We start from the raw sequence: 13,767 nt of genomic DNA on the forward strand, positions 1-13,767 counted from the left end.
ACTTCTATGAATATATCTTGAGGGTAAAAAAGTAATGGCAGCCCAAGCCCATGCGTTACAATGCCGTTCTGTAATATAAAATAAAAATCAATTTTAATAAATACAATGCATTGCAATTCATTAATTTATTCTATTTAAAATTTTATATTCTATATTTCTTATTCTTTATTTATTATTTCCTGTTCCTTATTTCTCATTTCACCACCACCCCTTCCAGGTCGTAATCATAGGCCCTTTCAATTTTCACATTATAGAATTCACCGGTCTTTAACGGAGCAGTTCCGGCAATGATCACTTCATTATCCACTTCCACACTGTCAAATTCCGTACGGCCAATATAACGCCCGGCTTCCTTTTTATCGATCAGTGTTTTGAACGTTTTTCCTACTTTTTCCTGGTTCAGCTCATAAGAGAGCTCCTGCTGGAACTCCATTATTTCCTGTGCCCTCCGCTCCTTTTCTTCCTGCGGAATGGTGTCAGCCAGTGCATAAGCGCTGGTATCTTCTTCATGCGAGTAAGTAAAAATACCCACACGGTCAAAGCGTTCTTTTGCTAAAAACTGTTTCAATTCTTCTATATCATCCAATGTTTCCCCCGGGAAGCCCGCGATCAGCGTGGTACGCAGGCAAATACCGGGCACTTTTTCGCGGATAGCACTTACCAGGTCTTCCATTTCCCCCCGGGTGATCTGGCGTTTCATGGCCTTCAGCATGTTATCAGATGCATGCTGCAGGGGCATATCCAGGTAATTGCAGATATTGTCCCGCTCCCGCATCACATCCAGCACCTCCAGAGGAAATTTGGTAGGATATGCATAATGCAGGCGGATCCACTCCAGGCCTTTAATATCCGCCAGCCGGTTCAGCAGATCGGGCAGCATTCTTTTCTTATAAATATCCAGGCCGTAATAAGTCAGCTCCTGGGCGATCAGCATCATTTCCTTTACGCCCATCTTCACCAGGTTCTCCGCTTCTGCCACCAGTTGATCAACAGGCCTGCTCACATGCCGGCCGCGCATTAAAGGAATGGCACAAAAAGAACAGGTACGGTTACAGCCTTCTGAAATTTTTAGATACGCATAATGTTTAGGAGTGGTCAGCAGGCGCTCGCCTAATAATTCTGCTTTATAATCTGCTTCAAACTGCTTCAGGATCAGCGGCAGCTCCATTGTGCCGAAAAAAGCATCCACTTCCGGAATCGCTTCCTCAAGGTTATTTTTATAGCGCTCGCTTAAGCAACCGGTCACATATACTTTATCCAGCTGACCCTGCTTTTTATATTCTACCTGTTCCAGGATGGTATTGATGCTTTCCTCTTTCGCCTTATCAATAAAACCGCAGGTGTTGACCACAACAATATTATGATCGAACTTCTTATTCTCATGCACCACGTCAATTTCATTCGCCTTCAGCTGGCCACTCAGCACCTCGCTGTCCACCATATTTTTACTGCACCCCAGGGTAATAATATTGACCTTATCTTTTTTTAATGTTTTTGCTTTCAAAACCGGATTACTGTTTTTAAGGGTGCAAAGGTACAACTAAGGAGCGGAAATGCTCAAAATGCTTCGGTAGTAGTGCTGAGCAACTCATAATTAGCCAATTACAATCAGGTTTATTTAGGGCACGTCCGAAAATTTATCTGCAATTCTGAAAACATTGTTGTATGATACTACAGCGGACAGAAAGGCCCTTTTTACAAATGTACTGCATTTATTGCAGTGCCAGCACCGCATTCAGTACTGCGCTTTCAATACGTTTTTGCCGCCGGTAGCTGCTGTCTGCGGTATTCAGTTCAACCTTATATTTTACAAAATCTTTCCCCAGTGCGGCTATCGTAACAACAATCTCACTATCCGGAGCAAGATCCGGCAGCGACCTCAGCCCCGGCTCCAGTTGTTGCTTTAAAAACCCCGCATCTTTTTTTTCTGCTACGGGCAGTTCAAACTGAACAGAGAGCTTACTGGAAAACTGTGCCGATTTATTAATGACCACTGCCGTAAAAACAAGGTTGTTAGGTATCAGCACCATCGCTTCCTCCTCGTTCAGGATCACAATATTTGAAAGTGTAATATCAATGATCTTTCCGGAATGGTCGCCTATTTTAATGTGATCGCCGATAGAAAACTGATCAGAGAACATAATAAGCAAACCGCTGATCATGTTGGTAATATATTCTCTGAAGATCACCACAATGGCCATTGCTACAATGGTCATACTGGTAATAAATTCTTTGGGGTCAATACCAAAGGCGATCATTATTGCTATTACAAAAAAAACCACGTTTAAAATAGCAGCCACGCGGTTAATGCCCAGTACAAAGTTTCCTCTCACTTTCTGCGAAGCATGGCGCCGGTTATAAAATGCAACAAGGATAAACTTACCGATAGAGATCATTACGCTGGTGGTAAGAAAAAGATTGGCCCCGTAGGCCACCTGTTCCAGAACCGGGTGCGCTTCATAAAATGCAGCTATGTACAAAAAAGAAAAATTCAGCACCACCCATACCAGCGCCCTCAAAATAAATGAAACAGGTACCCTTTTCTTTTGTTCTTCCATCAGTGCAATTTAATGACCCGGCTCATTATTTTAAAATGAATTTCAAATATTCAGCAGCCACATCTGCCATCACTTTGCTTCGCAGACCAGCGCCGGTTCTGTTCCCGGGCTTTTTTACAATAAAAATACAACAGTAGTTCATAAAAACGGTCCGTTACCTGAATGATTCAATATACCTGCTCTGCCCTCTTTCGGTTTTATGCACGCATGTGGATTTTAATATTTGCTTTGGTTAGCACCACCTGCTATCTTTGACCGGATGGATGATAAAAATGAAATGAACGCATTGCTCAACCTGATTGATGACCCAGACAGGGAGATCTACGAGGCCGTCAGCAATCGCATTATTTCTTATGGACCGCCCGTGATACCTACCCTGGAGCATTTGTGGGAAACGACCGCTGATTCAGTGGTGCAGGAACGCATTGAACTGCTGATCCACCGCCTTTATTTTTCCGGGCTGCTGGCAGATTTTAATGAATGGAATAACGCAGGCCACCATGAATTAATGCCGGCGCTTTTACTGATCACAAAATTCCTGTACCCCGAAATGCAAGCGGCTAAAGTATTGCATAACGTAGAGCGTTTGCGGAGAAATATCTGGCTGGAGCTGAATAATTACCTCACGCCCCTGGAGCAGGTAAATATCATCAACAGCATTATTTATAACTACATCGGTATTAAGGGCACCACCAACAATACAGAGCGCCCGAATGAATACTTACTCCCCAAGATCCTTGAATCAAAAAAGGGCAATCAAACCGGCCTTGGATCTTTATACCTGTTACTGGTTGAAATGCTGGATATTCCTATACGCCTGATGCGCGTGCCCCATCAGTTTGTGCTGGGCTACTGCAAACCCGGACTGGGCAGCACCAGCGGAAACTACGAAGTGGATTTTTTTATAGAACCTTCATTAGGGCAGGTTTTTACACATAACGACCTGCGGCATTATCTTTCAAAGATCGCCGTTGAAAATAAACCCGAATATTTAAAGCCCCGGTCTAACCTTGAAGTGATCTGCCAGATCATTACCGATTTCAGGGAATGTTTTAACAATGATCAGCAGCAGGTGCAGTATGAAGAATTAAGTGAGCTGATCCGGTTGCTTTGCTCATAACATATATACTCCTATTCCTTTTGCGGGTGCCTGCAAGGGCTCAGCACTTTGTCCTCAAGATCACTCATTTTATTCTTTGTAACACCGTTCAGCCTTTAAAAGACAGTGTCACCCTGAGTTTTTTATTTGCGTTGCAAAAACAAAGAGGCGATGACAAGTTTTTTACCGTCACCTCTACCGAAGCGGAGAGGTCTCTTCATGAGTTAGAGATGCCTCGGCTGCGCTCGGCATGACGATACGTGTGATTGATCTCCAATGTATAAGGTAACATGTTATTGGCAGCCTCACGAAGGGTGAGGTTGCAATCGAATCATGGTTCGTCAGGCTGTTAATTAGAAGTGGTATAATATTTTGATAATCAATAATATACAAGCACTTCATTTTAACCGCAGCCTGCCCGAATGGTACAGGCGGGCGAAGCGGAGTGGAGAAATCTCCACAGAGTTAGAGACCCCTCGGTTTCGCTGCGCTCCACTCGGAGTGACGCTTGCAAGGAACCTGTCATTTTAAAGAGTTTAATTTTCCTATTATTTGTGCCTCAGCCTGACATACCTTCACCTGGTGCAATTTAAAAGTCTAAATGGTATAACAGTTCGGATCGCGAACTCTTATACTGTCACCTCCTGGCAGCAAGGGATCTCCCCGGTATTCTACAGATATGCGAACCGTGGAAATGCAACCCATCCGCCCTATTTAAACGTTACAGGACAGCTAATGGCCTGTGCCGCCGCCGCATGGGGATAGGCCGGACTGATAAAGGGAATGCCGAGGTTAAGCCCCCGCAGGATGATCAAAACAGCCGCTACGGCCATAAAATAAGAAGGGAGTTTCCGCATTTTATTTCTTAGCGAGAAAGATACATGATGACCGGTTAGCATCAGCAAACCCATAAGGGGAAGCGTGCCCATACCAAATGCCGCCATAAATACCCCTGATTGCAAAGGGCCGCCAATAAGCAAGGCAGATGCTACTGCCATGTATACCATTCCACAGGGCAATAATCCGTTGAGCATTCCGATCATAAAGAAGGTGGCCGGTTTATTTTTCCGGGAAAGAAAACGGGCCAGTGCCCTTTTCAGCCATAAACGAAAACCGTTCAGCAGTTTTACATCAGGCAAATACCGCCCCGCAATTAATACGATCAAAATGATAACACCTGTAATAACTGCAAACAATTGCTGGTAAGCAGTTATAACCATCCTGTGCCCCAGTAAGCCCAATAAGGTGCCCAGCAAAAAATAAGTGGCCGTTCTGCCCAGGTTATAGAGCAGGATCGATACCACCCTGCCAATCCTGCCGGTATGACTTAGGGGCAGCGAAAGCGCCAGCGGCCCGCACATGCCCACGCAGTGAAGGCTTCCGGCCATTCCCAACCCCATTCCTATAAGTACTGCTTCCATCATTACTGTACCCGGAAATTCTGTTCATGATAATAAGCGCTATCATTATTTACCCAGTGCATACGCACCCGGTACCATCCTTTCATCAGCATGCTTACCGGCAGGCGGTAAACAGGAGCTGCGGAGGTGCCCATATCCAGTTTCCTGTCGCCCTTGCTGCCAGATAACCTCAGGAACTCGATCGCCCCGGAGCGGATGTTACCGGAAGCTGCTGAAGGCAGCTGCACTTCCACAAAATTGTTCAGTGTTTTGATCATTACAGCTTCCCCTGTGGCTTTAAGACGCTTACGGCCATCTATGACCTTTTGATAAGCCAGCTCCTTTTCATAATAATCCGAATCGATCATTTCATTGGTTTGCCTTGTTGCCACAACAACCATTGAAATCATTCCCACTAAAAAGATCCCCAATATGATCAGCACCCTGTATCCCCAGCTCATATCATTCTTCAATTTAAAGGTTAAATAAACGGTCCCAGGAACTTTGACCGGACGGTTGCGGCTTTAATACCTTCTGTGTAAACCCCGATAGTCATATCTGTAGATCTTACCCTGATGGCCGATTTAGGAACAGTAATAAAAAAAGTAATGATGCTCAGGCTTTCTGCTTTCAGGCGGTTATGATCCGCGTCTACCCTTTTTATGATCCCCGGAACATTACCTTCTATTTTCAGTTCATACTGCACGTCCTTTTTTGTTTTATTGATCACTTTAGCCTGGAACAGGTTCGACAAAGAATCTGTTCCTACCTCCTGGTACAATTGCCCCTTAACACGGGAAATAGTGGTATCAATGCTTTTCCGGGAAAAAACCAAAAAGCTCATCAGGCCCGCCAGCACCATAAGGATAACAGAATAAAACTGCATCCTGCCATTAAAATGAAACGGCTGTTTTTTTGAGATCTGGTTTTCCGATGCCATCCGGATCAGGCCCGGTGGCCGGTTGATCTTCAGCATTACAGAATTGCAGGCATCGATGCAGGCAGTACAGCCCACGCATTCCATTTGCACACCATTGCGGATATCAATACCCGTTGGGCATACATGTACGCATAATTTACAGTCGATACAGTCTCCAAAAGAACCGGTACTGTTTTTTTTGAGCTTCCCTCTCGGCTCACCCCTGTTATAATCATAGGAAACCTGCATGGTATCTTTATCAAAGAGCACTCCCTGCAATCTTCCATACGGGCAAACGGTGGTACAAACGATATCCCTTACAAAGGCAAATACAAAATAAAAAAGCACAGTAAAAAAAAGCAGCCCGGCAAAGATCCCGGCATTCTCTGATAGGGAGCCGCTCATAAGATCTAAAACCTTGCGGGCTCCTAAAATATAAGAAAGGAAAGTGTGCGCAATCAAAAAGGAAATAATAAAAAACAGAAGGTGCTTAATGGCTTTACGGATAAGTTTACGGGCATGAAACGGCTCCTGGCTCAGTTTTTTCTGCTGCGTGGGCGAACCTTCGATCCACCATTCAATTTTACGGAATACAAATTCCATAAAAATGGTTTGGGGGCATACCCAGCCACAGAACACCCTTCCGTAAATAACCGTAAACAGGGCAATAAAAACGATCAGCACAATCATTGCCACGGCAAAGATGATAAAATCATCCGGCCAGAAAATCTTACCTAATATAATAAAGCGCGCCTCCGGAAAATTCAGCTGCAATGCCGGCAACCCGTTTATTTTTATGAACGGGAGGGCGAAGAACAGGCCCAGGTACAGGAATGCCAGGTATTGCCTGTACTGATACAGCCTGCCGTGGGGCTGTAACGCAAACACCCACCGGCGTCTGCCTTTTTCATTCACATTGCTGTGCCTGTCGCGGAAATTATCTTCCTTTTTTATGGGCTTATCTGTTACAAAAACATCCATTAGCATTTTTTTAATCCCTGCTTACTGTAACCCGGCTTGCCGCGCTGTCTGCAGGCCGGGCTGCCACACTGTCTTTTTTAGCAGACTCATCTTTATAAAGTTCACCCTGTGGCTCCTTGGCACCCGGCGGGTTAGTGCCATGAAGTGATTTGATATAACTGGCCAGCTCAGCGATCTGCTGCGCAGAGAAGACATCTTTCCAACTCATCATTCCTTTTTCAACCACGCCAAACTTAATCGTATGGAAAACCGATCCTATCGCTCCCCCATGCAGCCAGTAATCATCAGTAAGGTTGGGGCCTACCCCTCCCTGACCTGCATTGCCATGACAGGCCGTGCAGTTATTCACAAAAAGTTTTTTTCCTGCTTCTATTCCTGCTGCATCCAGCATTACAACGGTCTGCTCATTGACCGCATCGCCTTTTGTTTTGAGATACTCTGCCACCCGAAGGTTCCCTTTTGTTACGGCAATCTCGTATTCTTCATACTGGTTGGGAGCTGCATGCGCCACATGATACCGCCAAAGGTACCCCAGCCCGAAAAGGATGGAAGCAATAAAAGCGACAGAGAACCAGGGTGGCGTAGGGTTATCCAGTTCCCGGATGCCGTCATAGCTATGGCCCACATCCAGGTTATGCTCCTCTTCAATGGGCTTTAATTTATTGGCCCGGCTCCACCAGGAGCCCAGCCTTTTAAAACGCTCTTTGCGGGCCAGAGCTTTCCGCTCCTGCAACTCCTCAATGCCTGTAAAAAAGCGGATCCAGTATATAAATGCGCAGATGATCAAAAGTTCCAGGGCTAGCGCGCCAATAAGAACATAACGTGCGATCTTTTCGTAAGTAAAAGGGTTAGCTATTGCAGGCGCAGCATCCTGAGCCCATCCGGTAGCGGCACACAGGACTGCTGCTATTAATAAAAGCGGCTTGATCATGGTGCTTTCCTTCTTTTCCTTTGCCTTACGTTCCTGGTACACATCCATGGAAGCTCTTAATGTAAAAGCAAGGATACCGATGATGAAAAGCAGAAAAACGATCATAACCGTTAATACAGTATTCACGTCCAGTATCAGCCGGGGCGTTGGAACGGCTTTTTCCTGAGCCAGCAAAGACAGCGGGCATAAGCTGCCGGATATAAAGAGCAGCAGCCTGTTGTTGATTTGTTGCTTTCGATTCATTACAGTCCTTTTTTTTCGTCAAGAGGCAGATTTTCCATTTCAGCGATTGTCTCATTACTGGCGCGCATGGCATAGAGCACTACCAGTACAAATACGATGGTAAACAGCAGCAGTGATAGCAGCGGGTAAATGCCTACCCCGCTTATTTTTTCCAAATAATTTACAAACTTCATAGTGTGTATCGTTTAATGTGGTTACTCCTGCGGAGCAGCTTCCTCTGCTTTTATATCTGTTCCAAGGCGCTGCAAATAAGCAATCAGCGCAATGATCTGCTTATCGCTGCTGATCGTTATCTTCGATTGCTTTAAGCGCGCCGTTATCTCATTGGCCTGCTTCTTCAGATCAGCTACGGCAACTGCTTCATACCCTTCCGGATAAGGTACGCCCAGCTTGCGCATGGCATATATTTTTGAATTGGTAGCCCTTATATCAATTTTGTTTTCAAAAAGCCAGGGATAGGACGGCATGATGGAACCTGGCGACATGGACACCGGCTCCAGCATATGATTGAAATGCCAGCTATCCGGGTATTTGCCTCCGATACGTGCCAGGTCAGGGCCGGTACGTTTGCTGCCCCAAAGATGGGGATGGTCATAAACATACTCGCCGGCTTTAGAATATTCCCCGTAACGTGCCACCTCATACCGGAAGGGACGGATCATTTGCGTATGACAATTATTGCAACCTTCCTGTATGTACACATCCCTGCCCTGCAGCTCCAGCGGCGTATAGGGTTTCACACTTGCAATAGTAGGCACATTCTCTTTTACAAGAAAAGTAGGAATCATTTCAATCATTCCTCCAACGGCCACTACTATGAAGCTTAATATCAGAAGCATTACCGGCCTGCGCTCAATTCTTGAGTGCCAGTGCGCCCTGGCCGGAGCCTTATAACGTTTTGCCAGCGGTGCGGCGCTGGCTGCCTCGCTTTCCACAAATTTTCCCTGCCTGGCAGTTTTTACCAGGTTATACACCATCAGCACCACACCGGTTAAATAAATAGTACCACCGATGGCCCTGAGCGCGTAGAACGGCACAATAGATTGCACCACATCTATAAACTGGTATTGCAGCTGACCTTCCGGTGTAAAGGCGGACATCATGAAATAGCTTCTGAAAGCCGCCCAGTACATAGGCACCGCATATAAAACGATACCCAAAGTGCCGATCATAAAGTGCGTGCCCGCCAGTTTGGTGGAATACAATTTTGTATTAAACAACCGCGGAAAAAGCCAGTAAAGCATACCAAAGGTCAGGAAGCCATTCCACCCCAAAGCCCCAATATGCACGTGTGCAATCGTCCAGTCGCTGTAATGCGAAATAGCGTTTACATTCTTTAAAGAAAGCATCGGCCCTTCAAACGTAGCCATACCATAACAGATAACGGCTACTACAAAGAATTTAAGCACCGGGTCCTCCCGTACTTTATCCCAGGCGCCTCTTAGCGTAAACAACCCGTTCAGCATACCGCCCCAACTGGGCAATAATAACATCAGCGAGAGCGCTGTGCCCAGGGACTGGGCCCATTCCGGCAATGCGGTATTTAACAAATGGTGCGGCCCTGCCCATATATAAATAAAGATAAGGCTCCAGAAATGGATGATGCTTAAACGATAGGAATAGATAGGCCTGTTGGCTGCTTTTGGAAGAAAGTAATACATGATTCCCAAAAACGGGGTTGTCAGGAAAAATGCTACGGCATTATGCCCGTACCACCACTGCACCAGTGCATCCTGCACACCGGCATACCATGAATAGCTTTTCATAAAGGAAACAGGCAGCTCAAAAGAGTTTACAATATGCAGCATGGCTACGGTAACCCAGGATGCAAGAAAAAACCAGATGGCCACATACAGGTGCCGCTCACGCCGGGTCAATATGGTGCCCATCATATTAATACCAAATACTAACCATACAATAGTAATGGCAATATCAATAGGCCATTCCAGCTCGGCATATTCCTTGGTGGTGGTATACCCCAGCATTAAGGTAACAGCCGCTGATAAAATGATCAGTTGCCAGCCCCAGAAATGGATTTTACTGAGCGCCTTGCTCCACATAGGGGTTTTTAGCAGCCGCGGCATTGAATAATACACTGCCGTAAAAAACGCATTACCAACAAATGCAAAAATAACGGCGTTGGTATGCACAGGCCGTATACGGCCAAATGTTGTATACGCAATGCCCATATTCATTACCGGGAAGGCCAGCTGAAAAGCGGCAAGCACACCTACCAGCATGCCCACCACGCCCCAGGTAACAGTAGCAATGGCAAAAAACTTCGGGATCTTATTGTCGTAACTAAATTGCTGTAATTCCATACATTTTTGGTTATTTATTATCTTTTGTGGCCGGGTCATCAAACAAGATGCGGTTAGGCGGTGAGAAATCATCTTCATACTGGCCATCTTTAATGCTCCAGATCAATGCTACCAGGAATAAAACGGCTATCAGCAGGCTGATGATGGCTGTAATAATAATAATGCTCATTTCCTGCACAAAACTCTGTTAAAGCCTCAGTTTAATTGATGATAACGCACACAGGCAGATATGATATTTATCATTTTTTGACGGGACAGATTTTGCGCCCATACCATTCCGACAGGAAAAAAGTGAGCAGCAGAATGCTTATAGAGCTTACAGGCATCAGGATGGCTGCAATTACGGGGGCCAGCAGGCCCTGTAATGCAAAATACAACCCGATGACATTATAGATAACAGAAACAGCAAAGCTGATCCAAATCACTGTTTTGGATCTTCTTGCCAGGTAAAGCAACTGATCCAGCTGTGTTACCGAAGAAGCATCCAGTATTCCCGCTGAAGCCGGCGTAAAACTATTTCCCGTTTCAGCCACTGCTATTCCCACATTGCTTTGTGCCAGGGCCCCGGCATCATTTAAACCATCGCCTGCTACCAGTACCTGTTTCTTTTCCTTTTCCTGCAGCGCCCTGATGTATTCATATTTATCATTAGGCAACTGATGAAAGCGCATGTCTACATCATTTCCCATTATTTCCTTTAGCCGGGACTGCTCGGCTCCATTGTCGCCTGTAAGCACCGATAAGGAATAATGTTGCTTTAACCGGCTGATGAACCGTTGCAGCCCTTCCCGGTACTGGTTCTGCACTTCGAAGTAACCGGCGATCTGCCTGTTGATCCTGACAAAAACGCACGTGGCGGTATCCGTTGCGCAATCCCCGCTACCCGAAACAAAAGCCCGGCTGCCGATTTTCAGATGGTGCTCTTCCACCCAACCTTCAATACCCCCGCCCGGTATATTCTTAAAATGGGCTACCGGAATGATATGCCGCTGGTCCAGATGCGCCGCCACTGCTTTGCTTAAGGGATGCGTGGAATGCCTTAATAAAGAAGCGATCCGGTTTATTGCTTCCTCCGTCAGCCGGCTGCCGTGGTAGGAGAGCCGGTATCCTTTGCCCGACGTGATGGTACCCGTCTTGTCCAGCACCACATGATCAATGCCCGCCATCGCCGTAATAACGCCCGCATTTTTAAGGTACAATCCGGCTCTCTTATAGATGCGCAGCACATTGCCATTGGTAAATGTTGCTGCCAGCAATAAGGCACAGGGACAGGCAACAATAAGCGTAGTGGTCAAGGCATTCCACATAATTGTACGCTCCCCTTTTAAAAACCAGAACAGTGCGCTGCCCAGGGTTAGTACAAGCACTACCACGGTAAAATAATTACCGGCTTTATGTAAAAATGCGTTTTGGCTGCTGTCCTTATCCGAGGCCTCCCTGTTCCAGAGGCTGGACAGGTATCCCTGATCCGGGGGCTTTATAACCATTAGTTCCAGCCGCTCCCCCAGCTGTTTACCGCCTGCATACAGGATCGCTCCCTGCTCCACCTGCTTTGGCAAACTTTCGCCGGTCACAAAGCTGTAATCAATAAAGGCCCTGCCATTCAGCAAAAGACTGTCCGCAGGAATAATCTCATAGTCATGCACTTCAATAATATCTTTTTCCCTGAGCTGGCTGATCAATACCGGTTCTGCCTGAGTGCCTTTTACCCGGTTTACAGTAACCGGGAAAAAGGAGGCGTAGTCTCTGTCAAACACCAGTGATCGCTGGGTTTTATCCTGCGCCCAGCGCCCGAGCAGCATAAAAAAAACGATACCGCTCATACTGTCAAAATAGGTATTGCCATCCAGCACCAGCAAATTATAAAGGCTCCTGAAAAAGGTAAGCAAAACGGCTAATGCAATGGAGCAGTCGATCGTAAGCCGGCCATTCCTGAGACCGCTTGCCGCGTTTACAAAAAATTCCCTGGCAGCATACAAAAGAACCGGCAATGCCAGCAGCAGGCCTATGTAACGAAAGGTAATGCCGATCTTTTCCTGCAGGTAACTGCTGAATGAGAAATACTCCGGCAGGCTCAACATCATAATATTGGCAAAGCAAAAACCAGCAACGCTGATTTGCGTTATACGGGTATATGCCAGCTGTGGCTGCTTTTCCTTGGCATTCAGCCTTAGCCAGGGCTCATAACCGGCAGCTGTAAGCGTTTCGGCTACATCCCGCAGTGAACAGCGGTTGTGATCAAAAATGATAAAAACAGTTTTTGCTGAAAAATCAACCCTTGAGGTAATGATGCCCGGCTGCATTTTGCCGATATGCTCCAGCAGCCACAGGCAACTACTGCAGTGCATATGCGGAATAGAAAAGGTTACATGTGTTTGCTTCCCGTCTGAAAAAGAGACCAGTTGCCGGGCAATAGCTTCGTTATCCAAAAAGGCAAAACGCTCTTTGCGGCCTGGCTTTACCTGTTGCTGACCAGGATGTTCATTGAGCAAGTAATAAGTACACAAACCCTTTTCATTCAATAGTTCAAAAACCAGCTTACAGCCGCTGCAGCAAAACAGCTTTTCTTCTATCCGCAGGTGATCATCGGGACACAGATCGCCACAATGATAGCACCGCATTTCCGTATCTATAGCTTTTTTAATCAATATCCGGGATAATTGCTTTGAATTGTTCCTGCAAAGCTCCTGATAATAAAAAAGGCGGAAAGCGCCCTGCATCATATTAAAGTATGATAAATATCATGTTTCAGATCTAATAAACTTAATACCATAGACCAGCTATATGGACCAACGGCAACGTTGTAAAATACCAGAGCACTGTCACCATTCCTGTCTTTCAAAAAATTTGTTAAAAAGCCCTTTTTTTACCGGTGGCCCGCTTTTCGTACGAAGAAAGTCGTAAATTGCAGGAAAAGGCACTCATATGCAGGATCATAAATCAATAAAACCCACAGAGAGCGAACTGGAGATTTTACAGGTACTGTGGGAAAAAGGAAATGCAACAGTGAGGGAGGTGCATGAAAACCTGCTCACATTTAAGGATGTTGGGTATACTACTACCCTGAAACTGATGCAGATCATGAATGAAAAGGGGTTGGTAAAACGCAATGATTCCTCCCGCACGCATATTTATAAGGCAGCTGTTAATAAAGAAGTGACACAGCAATTTATGCTCAATAAATTTATCAGCAATCTGTTTGGCGGATCTTCTTCCCAACTGGTAATGCAGGCACTGGGCAACAACAACGTTTCGCCGGAGGAACTGGATGAGATCCAGTCTATGATTGACCAGTTAAAAAAGAAAGAGTAAATT

At 45.8% G+C, this 13,767-nt stretch carries 12 protein-coding genes; 2 read left to right on the forward strand and 10 right to left on the reverse strand.

Annotated features, from left to right (window positions below; genetic code table 11):
• Positions 1-193: 193 nt before the first annotated feature.
• Positions 194-1,504: a 30S ribosomal protein S12 methylthiotransferase RimO gene (gene rimO / locus A8C56_RS10300; protein ID WP_067755411.1), complete on the reverse strand. Its 1,311-nt coding sequence runs from the start codon at positions 1,502-1,504 to the stop codon at positions 194-196.
• Between the two features lie 208 nt (positions 1,505-1,712).
• Positions 1,713-2,558: a mechanosensitive ion channel family protein gene (locus A8C56_RS10305; protein WP_067755413.1), complete on the reverse strand. Its 846-nt coding sequence runs from the start codon at positions 2,556-2,558 to the stop codon at positions 1,713-1,715.
• Positions 2,559-2,781: 223 nt separating this feature from the next.
• Between A8C56_RS10305 and A8C56_RS10310 the strand changes: the two genes are divergently transcribed.
• Positions 2,782-3,678, forward strand: coding sequence for a transglutaminase-like domain-containing protein (locus tag A8C56_RS10310; protein WP_245645838.1), 897 nt, complete (start codon positions 2,782-2,784; stop codon positions 3,676-3,678).
• Positions 3,679-4,367: 689 nt separating this feature from the next.
• On the opposite strand, the gene A8C56_RS10320 is transcribed toward A8C56_RS10310, so the two are convergent.
• The 8 genes from A8C56_RS10320 to A8C56_RS10355 all read right to left on the reverse strand — a co-directional run bounded on the left by A8C56_RS10320 (position 4,368) and on the right by A8C56_RS10355 (position 13,073).
• Positions 4,368-5,081, reverse strand: coding sequence for a sulfite exporter TauE/SafE family protein (locus A8C56_RS10320; RefSeq protein ID WP_067755420.1), 714 nt, complete (start codon positions 5,079-5,081; stop codon positions 4,368-4,370).
• Positions 5,081-5,518 (reverse strand): FixH family protein, encoded by a 438-nt coding sequence (locus tag A8C56_RS10325; RefSeq protein WP_067755421.1) that lies wholly within the window; start codon positions 5,516-5,518, stop codon positions 5,081-5,083. Before A8C56_RS10325 ends, A8C56_RS10320 begins: the two co-directional genes overlap by 1 nt.
• Positions 5,519-5,538: 20 nt before the next feature.
• Complete coding sequence (gene ccoG / locus A8C56_RS10330) at positions 5,539-6,957, reverse strand: cytochrome c oxidase accessory protein CcoG (protein ID WP_067755424.1); 1,419 nt, start codon at positions 6,955-6,957, stop codon at positions 5,539-5,541.
• A 10-nt stretch (positions 6,958-6,967) separates the two neighbouring features.
• Positions 6,968-8,131, reverse strand: a complete 1,164-nt coding sequence (locus tag A8C56_RS10335; protein WP_067755427.1) for a cytochrome c — start codon at positions 8,129-8,131, stop codon at positions 6,968-6,970.
• Entirely contained in the window at positions 8,131-8,304 is a 174-nt protein-coding gene (locus tag A8C56_RS10340; RefSeq protein ID WP_067755430.1) for a CcoQ/FixQ family Cbb3-type cytochrome c oxidase assembly chaperone, read from the reverse strand. The genes A8C56_RS10335 and A8C56_RS10340 overlap by 1 nt, the downstream gene beginning before the upstream one ends.
• A gap of 21 nt (positions 8,305-8,325) precedes the next feature.
• Positions 8,326-10,452 carry a cytochrome-c oxidase, cbb3-type subunit I gene (gene ccoN / locus A8C56_RS10345; protein WP_067755432.1) on the reverse strand — a complete coding sequence of 709 codons (2,127 nt, stop codon included), beginning with the start codon at positions 10,450-10,452 and terminating at the stop codon, positions 8,326-8,328.
• Positions 10,453-10,462: 10 nt separating this feature from the next.
• A complete protein-coding gene (ccoS, locus tag A8C56_RS10350; protein ID WP_067755435.1) occupies positions 10,463-10,621 on the reverse strand; it encodes a cbb3-type cytochrome oxidase assembly protein CcoS in 159 nt (52 codons plus the stop codon).
• A 70-nt stretch (positions 10,622-10,691) separates the two neighbouring features.
• The gene (locus tag A8C56_RS10355) at positions 10,692-13,073 is read right to left on the reverse strand and encodes a heavy metal translocating P-type ATPase (RefSeq protein WP_067761861.1); all 2,382 of its coding nucleotides are present in this window, start codon (positions 13,071-13,073) and stop codon (positions 10,692-10,694) included.
• Positions 13,074-13,377: 304 nt separating this feature from the next.
• On the opposite strand from A8C56_RS10355, the gene A8C56_RS10360 reads away from it, so the two are divergent.
• Positions 13,378-13,764, forward strand: coding sequence for a BlaI/MecI/CopY family transcriptional regulator (locus A8C56_RS10360; RefSeq protein WP_067755440.1), 387 nt, complete (start codon positions 13,378-13,380; stop codon positions 13,762-13,764).
• Positions 13,765-13,767: the final 3 nt, after the last annotated feature.

Source organism: Niabella ginsenosidivorans (assembly GCF_001654455.1).
Taxonomy (GTDB): domain Bacteria; phylum Bacteroidota; class Bacteroidia; order Chitinophagales; family Chitinophagaceae; genus Niabella; species Niabella ginsenosidivorans.

Bases quoted from the DNA above. Each gene is read 5' to 3' on its own strand.
- ccoS (WP_067755435.1), bottom strand. From the start codon at position 10,621: ATGAGCATTATTATTATTACAGCCATCATCAGCCTGCTGATAGCCGTT.
- A8C56_RS10320 (WP_067755420.1), bottom strand. From the start codon at position 5,081: ATGATGGAAGCAGTACTTATAGGAATGGGGTTGGGAATGGCCGGAAGC.
- A8C56_RS10325 (WP_067755421.1), bottom strand. From the start codon at position 5,518: ATGAGCTGGGGATACAGGGTGCTGATCATATTGGGGATCTTTTTAGTG.
- ccoN (WP_067755432.1), bottom strand. From the start codon at position 10,452: ATGGAATTACAGCAATTTAGTTACGACAATAAGATCCCGAAGTTTTTT.
- A8C56_RS10355 (WP_067761861.1), bottom strand. From the start codon at position 13,073: ATGCGGTGCTATCATTGTGGCGATCTGTGTCCCGATGATCACCTGCGG.
- A8C56_RS10340 (WP_067755430.1), bottom strand. From the start codon at position 8,304: ATGAAGTTTGTAAATTATTTGGAAAAAATAAGCGGGGTAGGCATTTAC.
- A8C56_RS10335 (WP_067755427.1), bottom strand. From the start codon at position 8,131: ATGAATCGAAAGCAACAAATCAACAACAGGCTGCTGCTCTTTATATCC.
- A8C56_RS10305 (WP_067755413.1), bottom strand. From the start codon at position 2,558: ATGGAAGAACAAAAGAAAAGGGTACCTGTTTCATTTATTTTGAGGGCG.
- ccoG (WP_067755424.1), bottom strand. From the start codon at position 6,957: ATGGATGTTTTTGTAACAGATAAGCCCATAAAAAAGGAAGATAATTTC.
- A8C56_RS10360 (WP_067755440.1), top strand. From the start codon at position 13,378: ATGCAGGATCATAAATCAATAAAACCCACAGAGAGCGAACTGGAGATT.